A 24,464-nucleotide genomic window follows, 5' to 3' on the forward strand; every position below is an offset into this window, starting at 1 on the left:
GACGGTCGTTGCGACCAACCCCGGAACGGGAGCCGTGACGCCACGCGCTGCGGGGCCGTTACCCCGCAGCGCGCTCGCCAGCCGCATCAGCTTAAACCACAATCCTCAGAGACAACCCCGGACTTGTTCCGGGGTCCACCGGGCCGCAAGCGTTTGGCCCCTCCTCGACACCCTCCGCCTCGCCGCGGAGTGGACCCCGGAACAAGTCCGGGGTGACGAAAGGAAATGAGGCTCCCGCTCGGCACAGCCCATACCTCAGAACAACTCCCCCTGCGGCCCGGCGGGCCGGCGAAACAGGTCGGTCCGCAGCGTCGTCCCGCGGTTGGCGAGGCCATGCTTGCGGCAAGCGATCTTGAACCGCGTCCGCATCAACTCCGCCCAAGGCCCCGATCCTTTCATCCGCGTGAAGAAATCCGGATCGTTGTCGCGTCCACCGCGCAGCGACTGGATGATCGCCATCACCTTGGCGGCACGATCGGGGTAATGCGTGTCGAGCCAGGCGCGGAACAGCGGCGCGACTTCGTGCGGCAGGCGGACGGGGATGAAGAAGCACGCCTGCGCCCCCGCCTCCGCGGCGCGTTCGACGAGATGTTCCAGTTCGTGGTCGGTGATCGCGGGGATGACCGGCGCGATCGAGACGTAGACGGGGACGCCCGCGTCGGCGAGCGCACGTACCGCCTTCAGCCGGCGTTCGGGATGCGGCGCGCGCGGTTCGATCGTCCGGGCGATCAGCGGATCGAGCGAGGTGACCGACATCGCGACGCCCGCCAGTCCCTGGGCCGCCATCGGACCGAGCAGGTCGAGATCGCGCAGCACGCGATCCGACTTGGTGGTGATTGTCAGCGGGTGGTGCGTTTCGGCCAGCACCTCGAGGATCCCGCGGGTGATCCGCCAGTCGCTCTCGATCGGCTGATAGGGATCGGTGTTGGTGCCGAGCGCGATCGGCGCGACCGTGTAACCGGGCCTGGCGAGTTCGGCGCGGAGCAGCGCGGCGGCATCGGGCTTGGCGAACAGCCGGCTTTCGAAATCGAGGCCCGGTGACAGATCGTGAAAGGCATGCGTCGGCCGCGCGAAGCAATAGATGCAGCCATGCTCGCAGCCGCGATAAGGGTTGATCGACCGATCGAAGCCGACGTCGGGCGACGCGTTGCGGCTGATGATCGTGCGCGGATGTTCGATGGTGACGGTGGTGTGCAAGGGGGCCGGCACGCCGTCCAGATCGTCGCGCGCGTCGAGCCAGTCGCCGTCCGCCTCGACCTGTGGCAGGTTGAAGCGTCGGCTTTCGGTGTTGACCGTGGCACCGCGGACGGCGCGTCTGGCGGGCGGCTTGGCCATTGCGCGAGGATAAGGGCTTCGATAGAACATAGCAAGAACTTGACGAGGAGCAGGCGATGGCGCGGTTGAATTATCTCGAGCTGCCGGTGGCGGATACGGCGCGGGCGAAGGCCTTCTACGGCGCGGCGTTCGGCTGGGCGTTCAGCGATTTCGGGCCGACCTATGCCGCGACGACGAGCGGCGATACGGACGTCGGGTTCCAGGCGGATGCGGCGCAGAAGACGGCGGCGGCGCTGCCGGTGATCGAAGTGGCGGACGTCGATGCCGCGCTGGCCGCGGTCGAGGCGGCCGGTGGGCGCATCACCGTGCCGGTGTTCGCCTTTCCGGGCGGGCGGCGGTTTCACTTCGCCGATCCCGACGGGCATGAGCTGGCGGTGATGCAGACGGGGTGAGGTAGCCCACGTTTGCCATCCCTGCGGAGGCGGGGATCCATACTGGCTGACGTATCGCCTCTATCGTAAGCCGCCGTGATTATGGATCCCCGCCTTCGCGGGGATGACGACGGAGTGAGGATAGGGCTTACCGTTCCAACAGCCGCGGCATCAGCTCGACGAAATTGCAGGGGCGGTGGCGGCTGTCGAGCTGGTCCTGGAGGATGCCGTCCCAGCCGTCCTTGACCGCGCCGGTCGAGCCGGGGAGCGCGAAGATGTAGGTGCCGCGCGCGACGCAGGCGCAGGCGCGCGACTGGACGGTGCTGGTGCCGATCTTGGCGTAGCTGAGGTAGCGGAAGAGCTCACCGAAGCCGGGGATCATCTTGGTGGCGACGCGCTCGACCGCCTCCGGCGTGACGTCGCGGCCGGTGACGCCGGTGCCGCCGGTGGTGACGATGCAATCGATCGCAGGATCGTCGATCCAGCGTTCCAACTGCGCGACAATGGCGTCGATGTCGTCGCGCAGGATGACGCGGTCGGCGAGGATGTGGCCGGCCGCCTCCAGCCGCGCGACGAGCGTGTCGCCGGAGCGGTCCTCGGCAAGGCCGCGGGTATCGGAGACGGTAAGGACCGCGATGTTGACGGCACGGAACGTCAGGCTGGTGTCGATCGGCATCGGCTCACGCGGCTTTCGTATGGGCTCCGTTCGTCCTGAGCATGTCGAGGGGCGGGAGATTCACCCTGCTGCGACACGCTCAGCATGAACGGATGGGGGCATCGGGGTGCGGGGCTTATCCTACCGAACGCAGCTGCGACGCGACGCGATCGAGTGCGACGTTGCTGACCCCGGGGATCGCCTGGATCGTCTCGACGAGTTCCATGTCGAGGAGGAAGTCGCGCCCCAGCAGCACCGTCGCCTCGCCGTCGCCTGCCGGGATATGCGCGCGGACCTCGCCGCGGGCGCCGCGGTGGTGGGCAAGCAGACCGGCAAGCGCCTCGAACGCCGCGGCATGCGCCACCTTCGCCGCGATCGTGAACCGCGCGGTCGAGGCGAGGCCTTCGAACGGCTGGATGCGCTTGACCGAGACGCGCGGCGTCTCCTCGCCGGGGCGGCGGTCCAGTTCGACGGTGATGAGGCCGCAGCCGCCGCAGCGCGCCGCCTCTTCCAGATCGGCGGCGACCGCGTCGTCGAAACAGGTCGCGACGAACTGGCCGCTCGCGTCGGACAGCGTCGTCATCATGTAGCGCTTGCCGCGCGCGGAGGTGCGCCAGCGCGCGTCCTCGACCAGCACCGCCATCGTCGCGCCGGCGCGGGTGCCGTCCTCGGGGATGTTGAGCTCGGTCAGCGCGACGTACTGGCGCGCGCCGTGCATCTTGGCGAGGTGGCCGTGGCGATCGACCGGGTGGGCGGAGAAATAGAAGCCGAACGCCTCCTTTTCCTGCTCCATCGCCTGCGCCATCGACCAGCGCGTGCCGGCGGGCAGCTTGATCGCGTCGCCGGCGACGTCCTCGGCGCCGAACAGACCGTGCTGGCCGCTGGTCTTGCCCTCGTGCGTGCGCGCGGCGACGGCGAGGATCGTCTCGGCGACCGCGTGGATGCCGGCGCGGTTGGCGTCGAAGCTGTCGAACGTGCCGCTGGCGGCGAGCGTTTCGAGCTGGCGCTTGTTGATGAGGCGCGGGTCGACGCGGGTGGCAAGATCGTCGATCCCCTTGAACGGGCCGTTGGTGCTGCGCTCGACGACGAGCCGCTCCATCGCCCCCTCGCCCACCGATTTGAGCGCGGCGAGCGCGTAGCGGACGGCGAGGCCGTCGGCAGTTTCCTCGACGTCGAACTCGGCATCCGACCTGTTGATGTCGGGTCCGCAGATCGTCACGCCGAGACGCCGCATGTCATCGACGAAGATGCAGAGCTTGTCGGTCTGCGCCATGTCGTAGCACATCGATGCCGCGTAGAATTCGTGCGGATGATGCGCCTTCAGCCACGCGGTCTGGTAGGCGAGCAGGGCATAGGCGGCGGCGTGGCTCTTGTTGAAGCCATAGCCGGCGAATTTGTCGATCAGGTCGAACAGCTCGTTCGCCTTGCCCTTGGGGATCTGGTTGGTGGCGAGGCAGCCGTCGACGAAGGTCTGGCGCTGCGCGTCCATCTCCGCCTTGATCTTCTTGCCCATCGCGCGGCGCAGCAGGTCGGCGCCGCCCAGGCTGTAGCCGGCGAGCACCTGCGCCGCCTGCATCACCTGTTCCTGATAGACGAAGATGCCGTAGGTTTCGTTGAGGATCGGTTCGAGCAATGCGTGCGGATAGACGATCTCCTCCGTCCCCTGCTTGCGGCGACCGAAGCTCGGGATGTTGTCCATCGGGCCGGGGCGGTAGAGCGAGACGAGCGCGATGATGTCGCCGAAATTGCTCGGGCGGACGGCGCTGAGCGTACGGCGCATGCCCTCCGATTCGAGCTGGAACACGCCGACCGTGTCGCCCTTCTGGAGCAGCTTGTAGACCGCCTCGTCGTCCCACAGCAGCGCGTCGAGATCGATGGAAATCCCGCGCTTCGCAAGCAGTTGCACGGCCTTCTTGAGAACCGATAGTGTTTTCAGGCCGAGGAAGTCGAACTTCACCAGCCCTGCGCCCTCGACGTATTTCATGTCGAACTGGGTGACCGGCATGTCCGAACGCGGGTCGCGGTAGAGCGGCACCAGTTCGCTGAGTGGCCGGTCGCCGATCACGACGCCGGCGGCGTGCGTCGACGAGTGACGCGGCAACCCTTCGAGCTTGGTGGCGAGGTCGAGCAGGCGGCGGACCTGATTGTCGTTCGCATATTCCTTGGCGAGCTCGGGCACGCCGTTGAGCGCGCGCTTGAGGTCCCACGGGTCGGTCGGATGGTTGGGGACGAGCTTGGCGAGGCGATCGACCTGGCCATAGCTCATCTGGAGGACGCGGCCGGTGTCCTTAAGCACCGCGCGCGCCTTCAGCTTACCGAAGGTGATGATCTGCGCGACCTGATCGCGGCCGTATTTCTCCTGCACGTAGCGGATGACCTCGCCACGCCGGGTTTCGCAGAAGTCGATGTCGAAGTCGGGCATCGACACGCGTTCCGGGTTGAGGAAGCGTTCGAACAGCAGCCCCAGTTTCATCGGATCGAGATCGGTGATCGTCAGCGCCCAGGCGACGACCGAGCCGGCGCCGGACCCGCGCCCCGGCCCCACCGGAATGTCGTGGTCCTTCGCCCATTTGATGAAGTCGCCGACGATCAGGAAATAGCCGGGAAAGCCCATCTGGACGATGACGTCGACCTCGAACGCGAGCCGTGTCCGATAGGCGTCGCGCCAGTTCGGGTCGTCGGCCGGCTGGGTGCCGAGCTGTTCGATGCGGTCGAGCCGTTTCTCCAGCCCGGCCGCCGCCTCGGCGCGCAGCATCGCCGCCTCGCCCTCGCGATCGCCGGCAAGGCTGGGCAGGATCGGCTTGCGATAAGGCGCCATCACCGCACAGCGCTGCGCGACGACCAGCGTGTTGTCGATCGCCTCGGGCAGGTCGGCGAACAATTGCTTCATCGTCTCGGCGGGCTTGAGCCAGGCGTCGGGACAGGAACGGATGCGATCCTCGCTCTCGACATAGGTCGAATGCGCGATGCACAGCATGGCGTCGTGCGCGTCGAGGAACGCGCTGTCCGAGAAGCAGCAGGGATTGGTCGCGACCAGCGGCAGGTCGCGGTCGTAGGCGAAGTCGATCAGCGCCTGTTCGGCGGCGTCCTCGACCGGATCGCTGCGGCGGGCGAGTTCGACGTAGAGGCGGTCGGGGAACAGCGCCTGCAGACGGTCGAGGTAGGCGGCGGCGCGGGTTGGCTGGTCCTCGTGGATCAGCCGGGCGAGCGCGCCCTCGCCGCCCGCGGTCAGCGCGATCAGGCCGTCGCTCCGCCCCTCCAGCGCAGCGAAATCGACATGCGCGGGCAGTTCGATCGGCCGTTCGAGATGCGCGAGGCTGACCAGCGCGCACAGGTTGTCGTACCCGCGCGTGTCCTGTGCGTAGAGCGCGATCCAGTCGAGCGGGGCGGCAACGCCATCAGGCATGTCGGGCCGCGCCACGCACAGCATCGTGCCGATCACCGGCTGGACGCCGTCCTTCTTGGCGGCGTCGGAGAAGGCCATCGCCGCATAGAGGCCGTTGCGATCGGTCAGGCCCGCGGCGGGAAAGCGCATCGCCTTCGCCTGTTTGGCAATCGCCTTGGGCTCGATCGCCCCGTCGAGCATCGTGTAGGACGAGAAGATACGGAGCGGTACGAAACCGGAATGAGCCATGTCCGGGACTTAGCGCCTCCGCCGCGATTCGAACAGGTGGGGGCGAGGAACCGCCGGTGGATAACTCCGTTACGGGGGCTCAACGGCAGGAGCTTGTGTCATGACCGACGATCGTGCGTTCACCGATCCGCTTGCGCCCAGTTCGGCCGGTGCCGGCTGGGGCTGGATCCTCGCCTATGGCGTGGTGTCGGTGGTGCTGGGGGTGCTCGCCTTCCTCAACCCGTTCGCGGCGACCTATGCGGCGACGCTGGTGATCGGCGGGTTCTTCATCGTCGCGGGGCTGGTGTCGATCGCCGCCGGGTTCGCCGGCAAGGGCAGCGAGAGCCGTGGCTATGCGATCGGTTTCGGGCTGTTGTCGCTGGTGATCGGGCTTTTGATGGCGTTCAATCCGGTCACCGGTGCCATTTCGCTGACGCTGATGGTCGCGGTGTGGCTGGGCATTCGCGGCGCGCTGGAGATCGGGCTCGGCGCGCGGTTCCGGCGCGGGCGCGGACTGATGATCGCGCTCGGCGTGGTCAACATCCTGCTCGCGATCTACGTGCTGGCGACGCTGCCGTGGTCGGCGCTGACGCTGCCGGGGTTCATCCTGGGGATCAGCTTCGTGTTCGGCGGCGTCGCGGCGGTGGCGTCGGCGCTGAACCATAAGACAGGCGCGGCGGCGTTCGCCGCGCCGGCGGTGTGATAGGATCGCTCCCCGTCACCCCGGACTTGTTCCGGGGTCCACCGGGCCGCAGGCGTCGCGCTCACACCTCGAGCCTTTCGCCCCGCCGCGGAGTGGACCCCGGAACAAGTCCGGGGTGACGTAGGAGATTTGGCGGTGTCGCGTACGGCTCAGGCGGATTACAGCAGCGCCCCGAACGGGTTCCAGGGGAAGCCCAGCACCTCGAACCCCGCTCGGCCTAGCGGTGGTGGAGTGCCTCCAGCCCCGCGTACTGCGGGGTGAAGCCGCATTTCGACGCGGTGTTGACGATCAGCAGCACCTGTCCCGCCCAGCGGTCGAGCGGTTGCGGCGTGCCATCGGCGCCCTCCACGGCAAAATCGGTAATCGCGGTCATAGGTGTCTCGCCAGCAGATAGTGGAGGTTTTGCTTCACTCCTGGCCATTCGCGGTCGAGGATCGAATAGACGACGCTGTCGCGCAAGCGCCCGTCGACGATCTGGTGTCCACGCAGCACGCCGTCCTTCGCCGCGCCGAGCCGCTCGATCGCGGTCTGGCTGCGCCGATTGAGCGCGTCGGTGCGGATCTGCACGCACTGGCAGCCCAGCGCCTCGAACGCATGGGTGAGCAGCAGCAGCTTCGCCTCGGTATTGACGCCGGTGCGCTGCACCGCCTTGGCATAGAAGGTGCCGCCGAGTTCGAGGCGGCGATGGCCTGCGTTCATCCGCATGAAGCGGGTTGTGCCGACCACCTGCCCCGACGGATCGCAGACCGCGAACAGCCGGGCGCGGCGCTGGTCCTGCTGTTCGAACGCGGCATCGATCCAGCGATCCGCCTGCTTCAGCTGCGACACGTTGGCGTAGAACGTGTCCCACAGGTCGCCGGCGGCGGCGACCGCGACCAGTGCGTCCTTGTCGTCACGGCGCAGCGGCCGCAGCATGACGTGGCGGCCGGTCAGCGTCGGCGTCACGTCCCAGCCGCTCACGACAGCACGCCCTCGTGCAGCCGGACGACGCGGTCCATCTTCTTCGCCAGCCGTTCGTTGTGCGTCGCGATCAGCGCCGCCGAGCCTTCGCCGCGGACCAGCCGCAGCAGTTCGGCGAGCACGATGTCGGCGGTATGTTCGTCGAGGTTGCCGGTCGGCTCGTCGGCGAGCACCAGCGCCGGGCGGTTGGCGAGTGCGCGCGCGACGGCGACGCGCTGCTGTTCGCCGCCCGACAGCTGGCTGGGTCGATGCGTCAGGCGATGGCCGAGGCCGAGCGCGGTGAGCAGCGCGACCGCGCGGGTCTCGGCGGCCTTGCGTTCGGCGCCGTGGACGAGTTGCGGCAGGACGACGTTCTCGGTCGCGTTGAAGTCGGGCAGCAGATGGTGGAACTGGTAGACGAAGCCGAGATGGTCGCGGCGCATCACCGTGCGGCCATGCGCGTCGAGCTGCGCCGCCTCGACGCCGTCGATGCGGATCGAGCCCTGGAAGCCCCCTTCGAGCAGCCCCACCGCTTGCAGCAGCGTCGACTTGCCCGAGCCCGACGGGCCGAGCAGCGCGACGATCTCGCCCGGCGCGACCGACAGATCGACGCCGCGCAGGACGTGGATCGTCTCGCCGCCTTGCGTGAAGCTGCGGGTCAGGCCGGTGGTGCGAAGAACATCATTCATAGCGCAGCACCTGTACGGGGTCGGTACTCGCTGCCTTCCACGCCGGGTAGAGCGTGGCGAGGAAGCTGAACACCAGCGCCATCAGCGCGATGATGACGATCTCGACCGGGTCGGTCTTCGACGGCAATTCGGTGAGATAGCGGATCGACGGATCCCACAGATTCTGCCCTGTAACGAGCTGGACGAGGTTCACCACCGCCTGCCGGTAGAACAGGAACACGAAGCCGAGCAGCAGCCCCGCGAGCGTACCGAGCGCGCCGATCGTCGTGCCGACCACCATGAATATCCGCATCAGCCCGCCGCGCGTCGCGCCCATCGTCCGCAGGATCGCGATGTCGCGCGTCTTCGCGCGAACCAGCATGATGAGGCTGGAGAGGATGTTGAACACCGCGACGAGGATGATGATCGACAGCACGGTGAACATCGCGACGCGCTCGACCTCCAGCGCCTGGAACAGCTGCGCGTTCATGCCGCGCCAGTCGGCGATGACCGCGCCGCCGCGCAATTTGTCGGCGAGCGGTGCGAGGATCGGCCCGACCTGGTCGGCATCGACCGTCTGCACCTCGACCATGCTGACGTTGTCGCCGAGCAGCAGGAGCGTCTGCGCATCCTCGATCGGCATGATGACGTACGCCTTGTCGTAGTCGTACAGCCCGATCTCGAAGATCGCGCCCACCGTGTAATTGACGATGCGCGGCACGGTGCCGAATGGCGTCGTCTGCCCCTGCGGACTGAACAGCGAGATTTCGCTGCCGACCTGCGCGCCGAGCGCCTCGGCGAGGCGGCTGCCGATCGCGATGCGGCTGCTGCCCGGTGTGATGCCGGCGAGCGTGCCCATGACCAGCTTGCTGCCGATCAGCGGCTTGACGTCGGCGATGCGCACGCCGCGGACCAACACCGCCTCCGCGCGGCCGTTGTAGGTGGCGGCGAGCGGCTGTTCGACCATCGGCACCGCGCGGGTGACGCCGGGGGTCTTCTGCGCCTCTGCGACGATCTCGCGCCAGTCGGGCAGGCGTCCACCGACGCCCTGGATGACGGCATGGCCGTTGAGGCCGACGATCTTGTCGAACAGCTCGGCGCGAAAGCCGTTCATCACGCTCATCACGATGACGAGCGCGGCGACGCCCAGCATCACCGCGACGAGGCTGATCGAGGCGACGAGGAAGATGAACGCCTCCCCCTTCCCCGGCAGCAGATAGCGGCGGGCGATCATCCGTTCGTAGGTTGAGAGGATCATGGCCGCAGGCTCTAGGGCGTGGACCCGGACCATGCAACGAATGTTGCGGATTCGACACAGGGTCCGGGCAATCGAATTGGCACGCCCACATAGCCGGTGACAAAGCCGGTGCCCCTGCCTAGCAGAGACTTACTGAGACACAGGCAACGGCCGTGGTTCGGGGAACAGTGGAACGGCAGCGCAGCGACAATACGCGCGATCGCCGGGAAACGACCTAAGGGGGCTGACGAGTTTCTCGTCACGCAGGCGCCCGGATCGGCAACGATCCGGGCGTTTGCTTTTTCCGGCGCCGGGCGAAGGGCGGGAGCTTCCAATTCGCGCCTTTCGTCCGGCCTTGCCGCTCTGGCATCGCGATCCTGAACGTGTCCGGAACGGGCGGTGTATTTGCCCGGCCTCACCCACATCGTTCGTCACCCCGGACTCGTTCCGGGGTCCACCGCGCCGCAAGTGCGAAGAATTGAGGCGCGAGTCCCCCGCCTCGCCGCAGAGTGGACCCCGGAACGAGTCCGGGGTGACGAAGGAGGAGTGGCGACGGTGCGCCACGCCCCACCAAGCGTGTCTCAGAAGCTCTTCGACAGCGTGATGCCGTAGGTCCGCGGGTCGCCGACGTTGCCGGCGATCAGCCCGGTGTTGCCTGGCGTCGTCGCCAGCACCTCGTAATAGTGCGTATCGAAGACGTTGCGGACCCAGCCGAAGACGTTGAGCCCGGCATCGGTGCGGAAGCCCGCGCGCGCGTTGGTCAGCGTATAGCCGGCGATATCGGTGTAGATCGAGCGCGAGGCATTGGACGAGAATTTGGTCCGCGAGCTGGCATCGACACCCAGATAGACTTCGCCATCCTGCCCCAGCACCTTGGTCGGCAGATTGTATTCGCCGCCATAGGAGAAGGCGAACTTCGAGATGCCCGGCAGCCACTGGCCCGAGATGTCGCAGACGATCGGGCTGTTGGTCCCCGGCTGGCCCGGCGCGCCGATCGTCGGGTTGGCCGCGGTCGGCGTGCCGCCGCCGGATAGTTCGGGCGGGCATGGCGCGTTCTTGAAATCGAGATAGCGCGCGTCGCTGAACGCACCGTTGGTGTAGAAGGTGAAGCGCTCGCTCGGCCTCACCGAGAAATCGGCCTCGATGCCCCGCACCCGCACCTTGCCCGCATTGGCGAGATAGCCGCGCAGCGTCGAGGTCGAGCTGTTGTTCACCACCGCCTGATAGTCGCGGATGCTTGTCCAATAGCCGGTGACGTTGAGCGTTGCCTTGCGGTCCCAGAATTGCGTCTTGGCGCCGAGTTCGAAATGGTCGACCTTTTCGGGTGCGATCTGCGCGAGCTGTGTCTGGACGACACCGTTGACCACCGGGACGCCGTTGAGGTTGAGGCCGCCCGATTTGAACGTGTGCGCATAGGTCGCGTAGAGCAGCACGTCGCGGCCCGGCTTGTACGATCCGGTCAGGTCATAGGTGACGTTCCAGGCGCGATACGCCTCGTCGCTGAACGATTGTGGCTGGATCGCGTCGCGCTGCGCCGCCTGACGCGCGGTGCCGCCGGTGTAGGGGACGAGATTGCCCGCCGAATCGCGGACGATGCTGACGTAGCTGCCGACCTTGTCGTCATAGTTGAGCCGCACGCCGGGCGAGAGCGTGAAGCGGTCGTCGAGCTTCCAGTTGAGCTTGCCGAACACCGCGCCCGAAAAGTTCTTGAGGCGGATATCGTTGCTGGCGGTCAGGCCGTCGAGGACGGACGGATCGTTGGCCAGCGCGCTCGACGGGTTGATGAGCCAGCGGCTCGCGGCCGAGCCCTGCCGCTGTGTGCCGGTTGTGTGGATATCCTGATAGAAACCGAACAGGCCGAGCACGTAATCGAGCTTCGTGCCGCCGCCGGCGTAGCGGAATTCCTGCGTATACTGGCTCTGGTGCGTAGGGTTCTGCGACAAAGTGGTGATCGGCAGGCCGGTGAAATCGCGATCGTTGGCGGGCAGCCAGTCCCAGAAACGGAACGCGCTGACCGAGGTCAGCGTGCCCGAGCCGAGCTTGTACTCGCCGCGCAGCGACAGGCCGCCGAGGATGTTGCGCGCGTTGAGCTGCGCGTCGAGGTCGGTCAGTCGGTCGAAGGCGTTGCGGCTGGGCGGCTCGTAATTGAGCGCGCGGGCGAGCAAGTCGAACTGGCGGTTGAGCGGGCGCTGCGTCGTGCCGTTGCGCACGAAGATCTGCGCGCAGCACACCGGATTCTGGCGGCTGTAGTCGCCCGACAGCGTGAAGCTGAGATCGGGCGAGGCGTTCCACAGGATCGCGGTGCGCAGGCCGATATTGTCCTGGCTATTGACGTACTGCCGCGTCGCGACGTTGTAGACGGTGCCGCGGCGATCGGTGGTGGTGAGGCCCAGCCGGATCGCGATATCGTCGGTCAGCGGCCCGGACACCGACGCCTTGGCCTGTTTGAAGTCGAGATTGCCGAGGCTGACCTCGGCGCGGCCGTCGAAGGTGAAGCTCGGCGCCTTGCTGGTGATGTTGATCGCACCGGCCACCGTGTTCTTGCCGTAGAGCGTGCCCTGCGGCCCGCGCAGCGTCTCGATCTGCGCCACGTCGAGGAAGTCGAGCGTGGCGACGGCGACGCGGCTCAGATAGACCTGATCGATATACACGCCGACGCCCTGGTCGATGCCGTCGTTGGTGAGGCCCAGCGGCGCGCCGAGCCCGCGGATGTTGACCGACGAATTGCGCGGGTTGGTCGAATAGAATTGCAGCGTCGGCTGCAATTGCTGGAGCCGCGCGACGTTGAAGCTGCCGGTGCTGTCGAGCTCCTTCACCCCGACGACGGAGATCGGGATCGGCACGTTCTGCACCGATTCGGCGCGGCGGCGCGCGGTGACGACGATGTCGCCGGTGATCGAGCTGCGCTGGAGGGTTTCTTCCGGAGCGGGCGGTGCCGGCTCGGCCCCCTGCACCTCGATCGTCTGGGCGGGCGTTGCCGGGGCGGCGGCGGCGTTCTGGACCGGTGGCACCGATGCCTGACCGGCGAGCAGAATGGCGAGCGTCAACGTCATCGGCGAAAGGTTCCCCTGATTCTTGTCGGGCGGTAAAGTCTACCAATCTACTATATTATCAACGCGGCATGAGCTTGACCCCGGTAAAGCGAAGCTTCTGCGCTCGCGATCGGGCGGTGGAATCCTCTTGAACGGCGGCGCGGACGAACCAAATGGGTGTTGCGCGGTGCCGCTGACGGGCCGCGTGCCGGTGTCGCGCCGCGTGGCGGACGCCGTCGTTCAACTCGCTTCCGATGGAGGATTTGACATGCGACTGGATCTCACTCCCTACCGCCGCTCGACGATCGGTTTCGATCGCCTGTTCGACATGATCGAAAACAACGCCCGCGCCGCCACCGCGGAAAATTATCCGCCGTTCAACCTCGAACGCCTCGCCGAGGATCGCTACCGGATCACGCTCGCCGTCGCCGGTTTCACGCGCGACGAGATTGCGATCACGGCGCAGCAGAACCTGCTGCAGGTCGCGGGCAAGAAGGACGACAAGGCGGGCAGCGCCAATTTCCTGCACGTCGGTATCGCCAACCGCAGCTTCGAACGCCGCTTCGAACTCGCCGACTTCGTCTTCGTCGAGGATGCGCGGCTCAACGACGGGCTGCTGGTGATCGACCTCGTCCGCGAGGTGCCCGAGGCGATGAAGCCCAAGAGCATCGCGATTCGGACCGGCGCACCGCTCGCCGCGGTCGAGGACGCCGGCGTGGCCGAAGCCGCGTAAGCGACGCGGTTCGCGCAAACGCGATGGGGCGTCCGGGTTTCGACCCGGGCGCCCTTTTTACGTCAGCGATCGCCGGGATAAGCCGTGATGAGGCGGAAACCGGCTTCCCCGCGCGGCTGGAGCCAGACCGTGACGATGCAAGGGTTGCGACCGTCCGGCGTAAGGAGACTGCACCGCACCTCATGCTTCGTACCATATTCGTTCGTCAACGTGCGCACGACGGGTCGCATCGCACCATGCCGGTCGAGGGCCATGGCAAAGGCGAGCGGATCGGAGGGAGAAAATCCGAATCGTTCGAAAAAAGCCGCCTTCGCCCGGCCGGTGGGATGATCGCGACTCAGCAGATAGGCTTCGATTTTCGCGAGCCCGACGATGCGCATCCCGGGAAGACCGCTCATGCGGCGGGGGAGAGGTCGCCGCCGCGCAATGTCACGACCAACGCGATCGGGTCGGAAAACTCGACCTCATAGGCGTCGCCGCCGTCGTGCCGGTAGACGATCGTGCCCAGCGCGCCCGGGAGCAACACACCCGCATCGGTTCCGACGACCGATCGCAGCCGCACCAGCGCTTGATCGTCGAAGGGCGATCGGTCCTCGGGCAGCTTGGGTGATGATGTCGCCATGTCTATGCTCCATGGCGATCATGCCGCAGACCGGCAGGCCGACGCAAGCGTCAGACCAGCCGGCTCTTCGTCACCGCCGCCTGGATGAAGCTGGCGAAGAGGGGGTGCGGATCGAACGGCTTGCTCTTGAGTTCGGGATGGAACTGGACGCCGACGAACCACGGGTGATCCGGCCGCTCGACGATCTCCGGCAGCGTGCCGTCGGGCGACATACCGCTGAACACGAGGCCGCCCTTTTCGAGCGCCGCCTGATAGCCGGTGTTGACCTCGTAGCGATGGCGGTGGCGTTCGTGGATCGTCGTGCCGCCGTAGATCGACGAGACGACGCTGTTGCCGTCGAGCTTCGCCTCATAGGCGCCGAGCCGCATCGTGCCGCCGAGATCGCCCTGCTCCTCGCGCTTCTCCAGCCCGTCGCGGCCCATCCATTCGGTGATGAGGCCGACCACCGGTTCGTCGGTGGGGCCGAATTCGGTCGAGGAGGCGTTGGCGATGCCGGCGAGGTCGCGCGCGCCCTCGACGCAGGCCATCTGCATGCCGAAGCAGATGCCGAAATAGGGGATTTCACGCTCGCGGGCGAACCGCACCGCCTTGATCTTGCCCTCCGCACCGCGTTCGCCGAACGCACCGGGGACGAGGATCGCGTCGCACGGCTCCAACTGGCTGACGATCTCGCCCGTGTCGTTCTCAAAGATCTCGGCGTCGATCCAGCGGACGTTGACCTTGACCCGGTTGGCGATGCCGCCGTGAACCAGCGCCTCGTTCAAGGACTTGTACGCGTCCTGCAGGCCGACGTATTTGCCGACGACGCCGACGGTCACCTCGCCCTCCGGGTTGGTGAGCCGGTCCATGATATCGGTCCAGCGCGTCAGGTCGGGCGCCGAGGATGGCGTGATGCCGAAGGCGCGCAGCACCTCCGAATCGAGGCCCTCGCCGTGATATTGCAGCGGCACTGCATAGATGCTCTTGGCGTCGAGCGCGGGGATGACCGCGGTCTCGGGCACGTTGCAGAACAGCGCGATCTTGGCGCGCTCCGAAGGCGGCAACGGATGTTCGCAGCGGCAGACGAGCACGTCGGGCTGGACGCCCAGCGCGGCGAGTTCACGCACCGAATGCTGCGTCGGCTTGGTCTTCAGCTCGCCCGCTGCGGCGATGTACGGCACCAGCGTGACGTGGATGCTGATCGCATTGCCGCGGCCGACCTCGTTCTTGAGCTGGCGGATCGCCTCGATGAAGGGCAGCGACTCGATGTCGCCGACGGTGCCGCCGATCTCGCAGAGCACGAAGTCGAGGTCGTCGGTCTCGGCGCGCGCGAAGGCCTTGATCGCGTCGGTGACGTGCGGGATCACCTGCACGGTCGCGCCGAGATAGTCGCCGCGCCGCTCGCGCTCGATGATCGTCTTGTAGATCCTACCGCTAGTGACGTTGTCCGACTGGCGCGAGGCGACGCCGGTGAACCGTTCGTAATGGCCGAGGTCGAGGTCGGTCTCGGCCCCGTCGTCGGTCACGTAGACCTCGCCGTGCTGATACGGGCTCATCGTGCCGGGGTCGACGTTGAGATAGGGATCGAACTTGCGGATCCGGACGCGGTAACCGCGCGCCTGGAGCAGAGCTGCGAGAGAGGCCGCCATGAGGCCCTTGCCGAGCGACGAGACCACGCCGCCGGTGATGAAGATGTACCGCGCCATGGGAGAAATCGCCTAGCGTGTTATGGGGTCGAACGACAAGAGCGCGCGGGGGTGCCCCGCGCGCGTTTCACGATGAACGGATCAGCGGCTTAGCGCTGCAGCGGCACCGCGCCATTGTCGGCAGGAGCATTGGGCACCGCATCCTGCGCCGGCGCAGGTGCCGCCGCCGGGGGCGTACGGGCGAGCGAGGTGTCGATCGTCTGCGTCTGGCGGTGTGCCGCGATGAAGGCGAGCGCGATCGACATGCAGACGAACACCGTCGCCAGGATCGACGTCATCCGGGTGAGGAAATCCGCCGCGCCGCGCGCCGACATCAGGCCGGACGGGCTGCCGCCCATGCCGAGGCCACCACCCTCCGACCGCTGCATCAGGATCACCGTCACGAGCGCCGCGGCGATGATGGCATGAACGACGAGAAGGAAGGTGAACATCGATGGTCCCGGATTTCGGATGAAGGCGCGCACATAGGCGAGGGGCGCGGCGCGATCAACCTCGGGCGGCGGGAGCGTCGGATGAGGCGCGGGAAATCCCTTCCCCCAATCCTCCGTCACCCCGAACTTGTTCCGGGGTCCACCCCGCGGCGGGGCATAGCGAATGGAATAGTGGCCGTACGCCTGCGGCCCGGTGAACCCCGGAACAAGTCCGGGGTGACGAATTCCCTGGGGCACCGCCCCGTGATTCCCAGCGCACCGCCCCGCGCATCTGCGCTCATGCCGGACTAATTGGCGCGTCCGTTCATTTCCCGGAAACCAGCGTCGTCCGGGGGCGTTATGACCGCGAAACAAAGCCCCGAAAACGGTGCAGAAACGGATATTTGAACGTGGGTACAGCCGCGCAATCCCTTGCGACATGGATGACGGCCCTAGTCGATTACGTGCGGTCGGGCGAGCCCGATCTCACCAACCGGCAGATGGCGCTGCTCCTGCTCGTCTATCTCAATCCCGGCCCGCATACGGTGCGCGGACTGGCGCGCGCACTGAACGTCTCGAAGCCCGTCGTCACGCGCGCCTTGAACAGGCTGGGTGCGCTCGGCTATCTGCGCCGGCAACGCGACGACAGCGACAAGCGCAATATCTTCGTCGCGCGTACATCCGAAGGGGCAGAGTTTCTTGAAGAGTTCGGGCAATTCCTTGGCGAAGGCGAATCCGACGCTCGCCAGCCAGCCCTCGCGTAAGGCGTTCGCGCTTACCGGCCCCTCGGTGACGCTCGACCCGCGCACGCACGCCGTACGCGGCGATCTGGCCGACGTCCGGCTGGCCGAACGGGTGTTCGCGCCGCATTACGCCGCACCGCTGAAGGCGAAGGCATTGCAGGCGATCACGCTGTTCACCGACCGCAACCTCAGCGAACCGCTTGCTGACCTGGCCATGGGCGACGTGTTCGAGGTGCTCGAACTCGCCGGCCGGCATGCCTGGGGCCGCGCCATCCACGCCGACCTCGTCGGTTACGTCGATCGCACCGCGCTCGATCGAGTTACGGATTTCGACTCGTGAGCGTCACGGTCTTCATCGACGGTGCGGTCGGCACCACAGGCATCGACATCCGCGAACGGCTCGCGGGGCGCAGCGACCTGACCGTCGTCACGCTCGACGAGGCGCGCCGCAAGGACGCAGCCGCGCGCGCCGAGGCATTGAACGACGCCGATATCGCGATCCTGTGCCTGCCCGACGATGCCGCGAAGGAAGCGGCCGCGCTGGTCCGCGACGGTACCACCCGGCTGATCGACGCCTCCTCCGCGCATCGTACCGCGGACGGCTGGACATACGGCTTTGCCGAATTGCGCCCCGGCCAGGGGGAGGCGATCGCCGCGGCGCGCTTCGTCTCCAACCCCGGCTGCTATCCCACCGCCTTCCTCGCGCTGGTCGCGCCGCTGGTCCGTGCCGGGCTGGTGCCCGCCGACTGGCCGCTGACCTATAACGCCACCTCGGGCTATTCGGGCGGCGGCAAGGCGATGATCGCCGAGTTCGAGGAGGGCGGCACCGACACCGCCTTCCGCGTCTACGCCCTCACGCTCGCGCACAAGCACCTGCCCGAGATGCGCGTCCATGCCGGCCTCGCGCATCCGCCGATCTTCGCGCCCTCGGTCGCGCGGCTCAACCGCGGCATGCTCGCCGAGGTGCCGTTGCCGCTCCGCCAGCTGCCAAGGAGCCCGAGCATCGCGCAGATCGAGGACACGCTGACCGCCGCTTATGCCGACAGCGCGCTCGTCTCGGTCGCACCCGGCGATGCCGCGGGAATCGCGATCGAGGAAAATGCCGGCACCGACCGCATGACGCTGCGCGTCTGCGGCAACGCCGACAGCGGCCACGTCCGCCTCGTCGCGACGCTCGACAATCTGGGCAAGGGCGCGGGCGGCGCGGCGGTGCAGAATCTCAACATCATGGCCGGGCTCGACCCGCTCACCGGCCTCATCCTGTAACACATAAGGATCGTCATGCAGCGCAATCCCGTCGGCAAGCTGCTCCTGTTCGGAGCGACCGGTGACCTCGCGCAGCGCATGCTGCTGCCCTCGCTCTACGGCCTGCACGCCGACGGGCTGCTGCCGGAGGGGCTGACGATCACCGGCTCGGCGCGCAGCGATCTCGACGATACGGGCTTCCGCGATTTCGCCAAAAAGGCACTGGACGAGTTCCTGCCCGCCGACCGCAAGGACGAGAGCGCGCTTGCCGGCTTCCTCGATCGCCTCTTCTACCAGTCGGTCGATCTGTCCGACCAGGGCACGTACAAGGCGCTCGCCGACAAGATCGGCGACGTGTCGAGCGGGCTCGCCATCTATCTGTCCACCGCGCCGTCGCTGTTCGAAGCGGCGGTGAAGGGGCTCGAGAGCGTCGGCCTCGCCGGCGACACGGTGCGGATCGGGCTGGAGAAGCCGCTCGGCTACGACCTCGGTTCGTCCAAGGAGATCAACGACACCGTCGCCGCCGCCTTCCCCGAGGACCGCATCTTCCGCATCGACCATTATCTCGGCAAGGAGACGGTGCAGAACATCCTGGCGCTGCGCTTCGGCAACTCGATGTTCGAGCCGATCTGGAACGCGCAAGGCATCGACAATGTCCAGATCACCATCGCCGAGACGGTCGGCCTCGAGGATCGCGCCGGCTATTACGAGGGCGCGGGCGCGCTGCGCGACATGGTGGCGAACCACATGCTCCAGCTGGTCGCGCTGATCGCGATGGAGCCCCCTGCCCTCTACGACGGCACCGCGATCCGCGACGAAAAGGCCAAGGTCTTCCGTAGCCTGCGCAAGATTTCGCCCGAGGCGACCGCGCAATGCACCGTCACCGGCCAGTATGAGGAAGGCGCGGTTGGTGGCAAGGTGGTCAAGGGGTACGACGACGAACTGGGCTACGACAGCGACGTCGAGACCTTCGTGGCGATCAAGGCGCATATCGACAATTGGCGCTGGCAGGGTGTGCCCTTCTACCTGCGCACCGGCAAGCGCATGGCCAAGCGGCGCAGCGAGATCGCGATCCAGTTCAAGCCCGTGCCACATTCGATGTTCCGCGGCCGCGGCGGGCTGCTCCAGCCCAATACCCTGGTGATCCGCCTGCAGCCCGAGGAATATATCCAGCTGCTGGTGATGACCAAGGAGCCGGGGCTCGACCGCGACGGACTACGCCTGCGCGAGGTGCCGTTGAACCTCAGCCTCGACGCCGAGTTCTCCAAATCGCGGCGGCGCATCGCCTATGAGCGCCTGCTGCTCGACCTGATCGAGGGCGACCAGACGCTGTTCGTGCGCCGCGACGAGGTGGAGGCGCAATGGACCTGGATCGACGCGATCCGCGCCGGCTGGGACGCCAACCAGACCAAGCCGAAACATTATGCCGCTGGCACCTGGGGCCCGGCCGGCGCGATCGCGCTGACCGAGCGCGACGGGGTGACCTGGCAGGACGATTGACGGGCGCCGAGCGTCGCCTTGCTGCCCTCGTCACCCCGGACTTGTTCCGGGGTCCACCGGGCCGCAGGCGTCACGCTCTCGGTTCCAGCCGCGCGCCTCGCCGCAGAGTGGACCCCGGAACAAGTCCGGGGTGACGAGGGGTTAAACGAATCCGTCCCTCATACGTATGCAGGGCTACTTACCTTGCGCGCCGCTCCGGGCTATCGCGGCGGCGCGCCCAACGAAAGCAGCGACATGACCGAGATCGAATGGTGGGAGTATGACGACGCGGCCGAACTGGCCGACGCCATCGCCGGCGACATCCAGTTCGTCATCGAAAGCGCGATCGACGCGCGCGGCTCGGCGGTCGTCGCCCTCGCCGGCGGCAAGACGCCGTTCCCCGCGTATCAGAAGCTCGCCGCGGCCAAGCTCGACTGGAAGCGCGTGACGATCGTGCCCGGCGACGAGCGGATCGTGCCGCTGGGCGACCCGCTGTCCAACGTCACGCAGCTTGGCAAGCTGTTCATCCCCAAGGGCGCACGCGTCATCCCGATCGTGCCGCAGGCGAACGCCGACTATAAGAGCGCCGGACGCTCGGCCGATGCGCTGATGCAGGACCTGCACTGGCCGCTCGACCTGTGCCTGCTCGGCATGGGTGGCGACGGGCATACCGCGTCGATCTTCCCCGGTCCCGATTTCGACGAGGCGCTGAACGGGCCGAAGGAACGCCGCATGCTCGGCGTCATGCCCGATCCGCTGCCGCCCGAGGCGCCGGTCGCACGCGTCACGCTGTCGCGGCAGGGGATCGTCACCGCCCGTGCGCTGATGATCGCGCTGACCGGCGACGACAAGCGCCGGGTGCTGGAACAGGCGATCGAACAGGGTCCGTCGTCGCCCTATCCGATCGGCCGCGTGCTGGCCGATGCCGAGCTGCCGGTCGATATCCACTGGGCGCCGTGACCCCTCCCCCGTTCGTGCTGAGCCTGTCGAAGCACCTTGAGACTCAATGCCCTTCGACGGGCTCAGGGCGAACGGCAGGGTAAGCTGCTCATCCCGTCCCTCCCCAGGACCCGCGTCATGAACCCCGAAGTCTCCGCCGTCACCGATCGGATCATCGAGCGATCGAAGGACAGCCGCGCCGCCTATCTGGCGCTGATCGCGCGTGAGCGGGACACCGGCGCTCGGCGACCGCAGCTGGGCTGCGCCAATCTCGCCCACGCCTATGCGGGGACGGAGGAGGATCGCGACACGCTGCGCGCCGATACGGGTATGAACATCGGCATCGTCACCGCGTATAACGACATGCTGAGCGCCCACGCCGTTTACTACCGCTACCCCGAACTGATGAAGGTCTGGGCGCGCGAGGCGGGCGCGACCGCGCAGGTGGCGGGCGGCGTGCCGGCGATGTGCGACGGCGTGACGCAAGGCTATCCCGGCATGGAGCTGTCACTGTTCAGCCGCGACACGATCGCGCTGTCGACCGCCATCGCGCTGTCCCACGGCACGTTCGAAGGCGCGGCGCTGCTCGGCATCTGCGACAAGATCGTGCCCGGGCTGCTGATGGGCGCGCTGCGCTTCGGCCACCTGCCGATGGTGCTGATCCCCGGCGGGCCGATGCCCTCGGGTCTCGCCAACAAGGCCAAGGCGGCGGTGCGCGAGGCCTATGCGGAAGGGAAAGCGGGGCGCGAGGAACTGCTCGACGCCGAGATCCAGGCCTATCACGGCAAGGGCACCTGCACCTTCTACGGCACCGCCAACACCAACCAGATGATGATGGAGGTGATGGGCCTGCACATGCCGGGCAGCGCCTTCGTCAATCCCGGCACCAAGTTGCGGCAGGAGCTGACGCGCGCGGCGGTGCATCGCCTTGCCGGCATGGGCTGGCGGGGAGAGGATTACCGGCCGCTCGGCCAATGCGTCGATGAGAAGGCGATCGTCAACGCCGCGGTGGGGCTGCTCGCGACGGGGGGATCGACCAACCATCTGCTCCACGTCCCCGCCATCGCGCGCGCGGCTGGGATCCTCATCGACTGGGAGGATTTCGACCGCCTCAGCCGCGCGGTGCCGCTCATCGCGCGCGTCTATCCCAACGGATCGGCCGACGTGAACGCGTTCGAGGCGGCGGGCGGCATGCCCTTCGTCATCCGCGAGCTGCTGTCCGAAGGGCTGCTGCACGGTGACATCACGACGGTCAGTGGCGACAGCCTGTCCGCTTATGCGAACAAGCCGGTGATCGTGGACGACCAGCTCGCGTGGCAGCCGGTCGGCGACAGCGGCGACACCAGCATCCTGCGCCCGGCGACCGAGCCCTTCTCGCCCGATGGCGGCATGCGCATCCTCGCCGGCAACATCGGCCGCGCGTGCATCAAGGTGTCGGCGGTCGACCGCGAGCGCTGGGTGATCGAGGCCCCCGCGCGCGTCTTCCACGACCAGCTCGACGTGCTGGAAGCCTTCAAGCGCGGCGAGCTGGAGCAGGACGTCGTCGTCGTCGTCCGCTTCCAGGGGCCGCGCGCCAACGGCATGCCCGAACTGCACAAGCTGACGCCGCCGCTCGGCGTGCTGCAGAACCGCGGGTTCAAGGTGGCGCTGGTCACCGACGGCCGCATGTCGGGGGCGAGCGGCAAGGTGCCCTGCGCGATCCATTGTTCGCCCGAAGCGCTGGGCCATGGCGCGATCGGCAAGATCCGCGACGGCGACATCATCCGGGTCGATGCGGTCAACGGCACGCTGGACGCGCTGGTCGATGCCGCGGAGTGGCTGGAGCGCCCGTTGTGCGATGCGCCGGGCGCGGCGAGCGGCATGGGCCGCGAACTGTTCGGCATGTTCCGCGGGCTGGCGGACGAGGCGGAAAAGGGTGCATCGGGGATGCTCGCGGCGGCGGGGTTGTAACGGAAGCGCCGCCCTCACCCTTCCGCGCCTGCGGCGCTCCCTCCCTCTCCCGCTGGGAGAGGGAAGAGGCGCAAAGCGCCGAAGGGTGAGGGTGGGAGCGAAACGACAGGAGAGAAGAACAATGCAGCTCGTCAGCGTCGACATCGGCGGCACGCACGCCCGCTTCGCGATCGCGGAGGTGGAGGACGGCCACGTCGTTTCGCTCGGCGAACCCGTCACGCTCAAGACCGCCGAACACGCCAGCTTGCAGACCGCGTGGCAGCATTTCGCGACGATCCACGGCGAGCCCCTGCCCAAGGCGCTGGCGATCTCGGTCGCCTCGCCGATCACCGGCGACATCATCCGGCTGACCAACAACCCCTGGGTCATCCGCCCGTCGCTGATTCCCGAGCGGCTGGGCGCCGACGTCTATACCGTCATCAACGATTTCGGTGCGGTCGGCCATGCCGTCGCGCAACTGCCCGCGGACGATTTCGTCCACCTCTGCGGCCCGGATAACGCGCTGCCGACCGAGGGCGTGACGACGGTCTGCGGCCCCGGCACCGGCCTCGGCGTCGCGCAGGTGTTCAAGACCAGGGGCGCCTATCACGTCCTGCCGACCGAGGGTGGCCATGTCGATTACGCGCCGCTCGACGGGATCGAGGACGCCTTCGTCAAGCGCCTGCGCCGCACCTACACCCGCGTTTCCGCCGAGCGGATCTGCTCGGGTCCTGGCATCGTCGCCATCTACGAAACGCTCGCCGAGATGGAGGGCCGCGCAGTCCCCAGCCGCGACGACAAGACGATCTGGACCGAGGCGATCGACGGTACCGATTCGATCGCGCTCGCCGCGCTCGATCGCTTCTGCCTCGCGCTGGGCGCGGTCGCCGGTGACCTTGCACTGGCGCACGGCGCGAAGGGCGTGGTGATCGCCGGCGGGCTCGGTCTCAGGATCAAGGACAAGCTGATCCGTTCGGGCTTCGACCAGCGCTTCCAGGCCAAGGGCCGCTTCCAGACGCTGATGGCGGGCATCCCCGTCAAGCTCATCACCCATCCGCAGCCCGGCCTGTTCGGCGCCGCGGCCGCCTTCGCACAGGAACACAGCGCATGACCGATATCGCCACTATCATGCAGACCAGCGCCGTCATCCCGGTGCTGGTGATCGACGACGCCGCCACCGCCAAACCGCTCGCCGAGGCGCTGGTCGCCGGCGGGCTGCGCGTCCTCGAAGTGACGCTGCGCACCCCCGCCGCGATGGAGGCGATCGCCGAGATGAAGCAGGTCCCCGGTGCGATCGTCGGCGCGGGCACCGTGGTCAACGACGCGCAGGCGCGCGAGGTGATCGATGCCGGGGTCGAATTCATCGTGTCGCCGGGTCTCACCGAACGCGTCGCGCGCCCGATCATCGATGCCGGCGTCGCCTTCCTGCCCGGCACCGCGACCGCCGGCGATATCATGCGCGGCCTCGACCTCGGCCTGACGCATTTCAAATTCTTCCCGGCCGAGACGTCGGGCGGGCTGAAGGCGCTCAAGGCGTTGGCCGCACCCTTCTACCAGTGCCGCTTCTGCCCGACCGGCGGGATCACGGAGGCGAGCGCACCGGACTGGCTGGCGTTCAAGCCGGTGCTGTGCGTCGGCGGCAGCTGGGTCACCCCGACCGGCGCGTCGATGGCCGAGGTAGAAGCGAAGGCACGCGCGGCAAACGCGTTGCGGGGCTGACGACCAGCGTTACCGATTGGGTTTCCGCCCCTCTCAACATCCCTTCGTCACCCCGGACTTGTTCCGGGGTCCACTCCGCGGCGAGCCTATCGATTAGAGGCTCCAGCCGTATGCTTGCGGCACGGTGGACCCCGGAACACGTCCGGGGTGACTGAGGAGTTGGGACAGCGCCGACCACCCCAATCGTGCTGATGTTATCCACGACCTCGCCCGTTCGTGCCGAGCCTGTCGAGGAAGGCCCGCGCGGCGAAAGCATTGCGGGGCTGACGGCCAGCGTTACCAGGTGGGTTTCCGCCCTTCTCAACACCCCCTCGTCACCCCGGACTTGTTCCGGGGTCCACTCCGCGGCGGGGCGTAGCGGATGGAATGGAGGCCGTATGCTTGCGGCACGTTGAACCCCGGAACGA

General features: G+C 67.5%; 22 protein-coding genes and 1 pseudogene. 11 read left to right on the forward strand and 12 right to left on the reverse strand.

The genetic code is table 11. The annotated features are described in order from the left end of the window. Positions 1–255: 255 nt before the first annotated feature. A complete protein-coding gene (locus M9979_RS00005) occupies positions 256–1,335 on the reverse strand; it encodes a PA0069 family radical SAM protein (RefSeq protein WP_254287282.1) in 1,080 nt (359 codons plus the stop codon). 56 nt (positions 1,336–1,391) lie between these two features. Here M9979_RS00005 and M9979_RS00010 point away from each other — a divergent pair, with 56 nt between their 5' ends. Next, positions 1,392–1,727, forward strand: coding sequence for a VOC family protein (locus M9979_RS00010; RefSeq protein WP_254287283.1), 336 nt, complete (start codon positions 1,392–1,394; stop codon positions 1,725–1,727). A gap of 127 nt (positions 1,728–1,854) precedes the next feature. Here the strand turns inward: M9979_RS00010 and moaB are convergent, their stop codons facing one another. Beyond that, the gene (gene moaB, locus M9979_RS00015; RefSeq protein WP_254287284.1) at positions 1,855–2,382 is read right to left on the reverse strand and encodes a molybdenum cofactor biosynthesis protein B; all 528 of its coding nucleotides are present in this window, start codon (positions 2,380–2,382) and stop codon (positions 1,855–1,857) included. Positions 2,383–2,497: 115 nt separating this feature from the next. Further along, on the reverse strand, positions 2,498–5,995 hold the full coding sequence (dnaE, locus tag M9979_RS00020; RefSeq protein WP_254287285.1) for a DNA polymerase III subunit alpha: 3,498 nt from the start codon (positions 5,993–5,995) through the stop codon (positions 2,498–2,500). A 100-nt stretch (positions 5,996–6,095) separates the two neighbouring features. Here dnaE and M9979_RS00025 point away from each other — a divergent pair, with 100 nt between their 5' ends. Beyond that, positions 6,096–6,677, forward strand: coding sequence for an HdeD family acid-resistance protein (locus tag M9979_RS00025; protein WP_254287286.1), 582 nt, complete (start codon positions 6,096–6,098; stop codon positions 6,675–6,677). 167 nt (positions 6,678–6,844) lie between these two features. Here the strand turns inward: M9979_RS00025 and M9979_RS00030 are convergent. From M9979_RS00030 to M9979_RS00050, 5 genes and pseudogenes are all read right to left on the reverse strand, one after another. Next, a pseudogene (locus tag M9979_RS00030) lies at positions 6,845–7,050 on the reverse strand (glutathione peroxidase); the annotation flags it as partial. Next, positions 7,047–7,637, reverse strand: coding sequence for a GNAT family N-acetyltransferase (locus tag M9979_RS00035; RefSeq protein WP_422921409.1), 591 nt, complete (start codon positions 7,635–7,637; stop codon positions 7,047–7,049). The pseudogene M9979_RS00030 and the gene M9979_RS00035, both read right to left, overlap by 4 nt. Further along, a complete protein-coding gene (locus tag M9979_RS00040) occupies positions 7,634–8,305 on the reverse strand; it encodes an ABC transporter ATP-binding protein (RefSeq protein ID WP_254287287.1) in 672 nt (223 codons plus the stop codon). The genes M9979_RS00035 and M9979_RS00040 overlap by 4 nt, the downstream gene beginning before the upstream one ends. Next, a complete protein-coding gene (locus tag M9979_RS00045) occupies positions 8,298–9,542 on the reverse strand; it encodes a lipoprotein-releasing ABC transporter permease subunit (protein ID WP_254287288.1) in 1,245 nt (414 codons plus the stop codon). Before M9979_RS00045 ends, M9979_RS00040 begins: the two co-directional genes overlap by 8 nt. A gap of 560 nt (positions 9,543–10,102) precedes the next feature. Continuing rightward, entirely contained in the window at positions 10,103–12,574 is a 2,472-nt protein-coding gene (locus tag M9979_RS00050) for a TonB-dependent receptor (RefSeq protein ID WP_254287289.1), read from the reverse strand. A 247-nt stretch (positions 12,575–12,821) separates the two neighbouring features. On the opposite strand from M9979_RS00050, the gene M9979_RS00055 reads away from it, so the two are divergent. Beyond that, positions 12,822–13,286 carry an Hsp20 family protein gene (locus M9979_RS00055; RefSeq protein ID WP_254287290.1) on the forward strand — a complete coding sequence of 155 codons (465 nt, stop codon included), beginning with the start codon at positions 12,822–12,824 and terminating at the stop codon, positions 13,284–13,286. 62 nt (positions 13,287–13,348) lie between these two features. On the opposite strand, the gene M9979_RS00060 is transcribed toward M9979_RS00055, so the two are convergent. The 4 genes from M9979_RS00060 to secG form a co-directional block, all read right to left on the reverse strand. Continuing rightward, on the reverse strand, positions 13,349–13,684 hold the full coding sequence (locus M9979_RS00060; protein WP_254287291.1) for a DUF6883 domain-containing protein: 336 nt from the start codon (positions 13,682–13,684) through the stop codon (positions 13,349–13,351). Next, a complete protein-coding gene (locus tag M9979_RS00065) occupies positions 13,681–13,908 on the reverse strand; it encodes a DUF4926 domain-containing protein (protein ID WP_254287292.1) in 228 nt (75 codons plus the stop codon). Before M9979_RS00065 ends, M9979_RS00060 begins: the two co-directional genes overlap by 4 nt. Before the next feature lie 50 nt (positions 13,909–13,958). Next, positions 13,959–15,593, reverse strand: a complete 1,635-nt coding sequence (locus tag M9979_RS00070; RefSeq protein WP_254287293.1) for a CTP synthase — start codon at positions 15,591–15,593, stop codon at positions 13,959–13,961. Between the two features lie 89 nt (positions 15,594–15,682). Next, on the reverse strand, positions 15,683–16,024 hold the full coding sequence (gene secG / locus M9979_RS00075) for a preprotein translocase subunit SecG (protein WP_254287294.1): 342 nt from the start codon (positions 16,022–16,024) through the stop codon (positions 15,683–15,685). A gap of 422 nt (positions 16,025–16,446) precedes the next feature. Here secG and M9979_RS00080 point away from each other — a divergent pair, with 422 nt between their 5' ends. The 8 genes from M9979_RS00080 (at position 16,447) to eda (ending at position 24,057) form a co-directional block, all read left to right on the forward strand. Further along, complete coding sequence (locus M9979_RS00080; protein ID WP_254287535.1) at positions 16,447–16,767, forward strand: MarR family transcriptional regulator; 321 nt, start codon at positions 16,447–16,449, stop codon at positions 16,765–16,767. Then, positions 16,724–17,086 (forward strand): SH3 domain-containing protein, encoded by a 363-nt coding sequence (locus tag M9979_RS00085; protein WP_254287295.1) that lies wholly within the window; start codon positions 16,724–16,726, stop codon positions 17,084–17,086. The genes M9979_RS00080 and M9979_RS00085 overlap by 44 nt, the downstream gene beginning before the upstream one ends. Then, entirely contained in the window at positions 17,083–18,012 is a 930-nt protein-coding gene (argC, locus tag M9979_RS00090) for an N-acetyl-gamma-glutamyl-phosphate reductase (RefSeq protein ID WP_254287296.1), read from the forward strand. Before M9979_RS00085 ends, argC begins: the two co-directional genes overlap by 4 nt. Before the next feature lie 15 nt (positions 18,013–18,027). Next, positions 18,028–19,491: a glucose-6-phosphate dehydrogenase gene (gene zwf / locus M9979_RS00095; protein WP_254287297.1), complete on the forward strand. Its 1,464-nt coding sequence runs from the start codon at positions 18,028–18,030 to the stop codon at positions 19,489–19,491. 234 nt (positions 19,492–19,725) lie between these two features. Next, on the forward strand, positions 19,726–20,430 hold the full coding sequence (pgl, locus tag M9979_RS00100; protein WP_254287536.1) for a 6-phosphogluconolactonase: 705 nt from the start codon (positions 19,726–19,728) through the stop codon (positions 20,428–20,430). Between the two features lie 117 nt (positions 20,431–20,547). Then, positions 20,548–22,359, forward strand: coding sequence for a phosphogluconate dehydratase (edd, locus tag M9979_RS00105; RefSeq protein WP_254287298.1), 1,812 nt, complete (start codon positions 20,548–20,550; stop codon positions 22,357–22,359). Positions 22,360–22,480: 121 nt separating this feature from the next. Further along, positions 22,481–23,449, forward strand: coding sequence for a glucokinase (gene glk / locus M9979_RS00110; RefSeq protein WP_254287299.1), 969 nt, complete (start codon positions 22,481–22,483; stop codon positions 23,447–23,449). Then, on the forward strand, positions 23,446–24,057 hold the full coding sequence (gene eda / locus M9979_RS00115; RefSeq protein WP_254287300.1) for a bifunctional 4-hydroxy-2-oxoglutarate aldolase/2-dehydro-3-deoxy-phosphogluconate aldolase: 612 nt from the start codon (positions 23,446–23,448) through the stop codon (positions 24,055–24,057). Before glk ends, eda begins: the two co-directional genes overlap by 4 nt. Positions 24,058–24,464: the final 407 nt, after the last annotated feature.

Origin of the sequence: Sphingomonas liriopis (assembly GCF_024211255.1) — a bacterium.
Taxonomy (GTDB): Bacteria; Pseudomonadota; Alphaproteobacteria; order Sphingomonadales; family Sphingomonadaceae; genus Sphingomonas; species Sphingomonas liriopis.

Excerpts from the sequence above, each read along its gene's own strand:
- glk (WP_254287299.1), top strand. The coding sequence starts at position 22,481 with ATGCAGCTCGTCAGCGTCGACATCGGCGGCACGCACGCCCGCTTCGCG.
- M9979_RS00010 (WP_254287283.1), top strand. The coding sequence starts at position 1,392 with ATGGCGCGGTTGAATTATCTCGAGCTGCCGGTGGCGGATACGGCGCGG.
- dnaE (WP_254287285.1), bottom strand. The coding sequence starts at position 5,995 with ATGGCTCATTCCGGTTTCGTACCGCTCCGTATCTTCTCGTCCTACACG.
- M9979_RS00045 (WP_254287288.1), bottom strand. The coding sequence starts at position 9,542 with ATGATCCTCTCAACCTACGAACGGATGATCGCCCGCCGCTATCTGCTG.
- M9979_RS00065 (WP_254287292.1), bottom strand. The coding sequence starts at position 13,908 with ATGGCGACATCATCACCCAAGCTGCCCGAGGACCGATCGCCCTTCGAC.
- eda (WP_254287300.1), top strand. The coding sequence starts at position 23,446 with ATGACCGATATCGCCACTATCATGCAGACCAGCGCCGTCATCCCGGTG.
- M9979_RS00080 (WP_254287535.1), top strand. The coding sequence starts at position 16,447 with ATGACGGCCCTAGTCGATTACGTGCGGTCGGGCGAGCCCGATCTCACC.
- M9979_RS00060 (WP_254287291.1), bottom strand. The coding sequence starts at position 13,684 with ATGAGCGGTCTTCCCGGGATGCGCATCGTCGGGCTCGCGAAAATCGAA.
- pgl (WP_254287536.1), top strand. The coding sequence starts at position 19,726 with ATGACCGAGATCGAATGGTGGGAGTATGACGACGCGGCCGAACTGGCC.
- zwf (WP_254287297.1), top strand. The coding sequence starts at position 18,028 with ATGCAGCGCAATCCCGTCGGCAAGCTGCTCCTGTTCGGAGCGACCGGT.
- M9979_RS00005 (WP_254287282.1), bottom strand. The coding sequence starts at position 1,335 with ATGGCCAAGCCGCCCGCCAGACGCGCCGTCCGCGGTGCCACGGTCAAC.
- M9979_RS00070 (WP_254287293.1), bottom strand. The coding sequence starts at position 15,593 with ATGGCGCGGTACATCTTCATCACCGGCGGCGTGGTCTCGTCGCTCGGC.
- edd (WP_254287298.1), top strand. The coding sequence starts at position 20,548 with ATGAACCCCGAAGTCTCCGCCGTCACCGATCGGATCATCGAGCGATCG.
- M9979_RS00050 (WP_254287289.1), bottom strand. The coding sequence starts at position 12,574 with ATGACGTTGACGCTCGCCATTCTGCTCGCCGGTCAGGCATCGGTGCCA.
- M9979_RS00055 (WP_254287290.1), top strand. The coding sequence starts at position 12,822 with ATGCGACTGGATCTCACTCCCTACCGCCGCTCGACGATCGGTTTCGAT.
- M9979_RS00025 (WP_254287286.1), top strand. The coding sequence starts at position 6,096 with ATGACCGACGATCGTGCGTTCACCGATCCGCTTGCGCCCAGTTCGGCC.
- moaB (WP_254287284.1), bottom strand. The coding sequence starts at position 2,382 with ATGCCGATCGACACCAGCCTGACGTTCCGTGCCGTCAACATCGCGGTC.
- M9979_RS00040 (WP_254287287.1), bottom strand. The coding sequence starts at position 8,305 with ATGAATGATGTTCTTCGCACCACCGGCCTGACCCGCAGCTTCACGCAA.
- secG (WP_254287294.1), bottom strand. The coding sequence starts at position 16,024 with ATGTTCACCTTCCTTCTCGTCGTTCATGCCATCATCGCCGCGGCGCTC.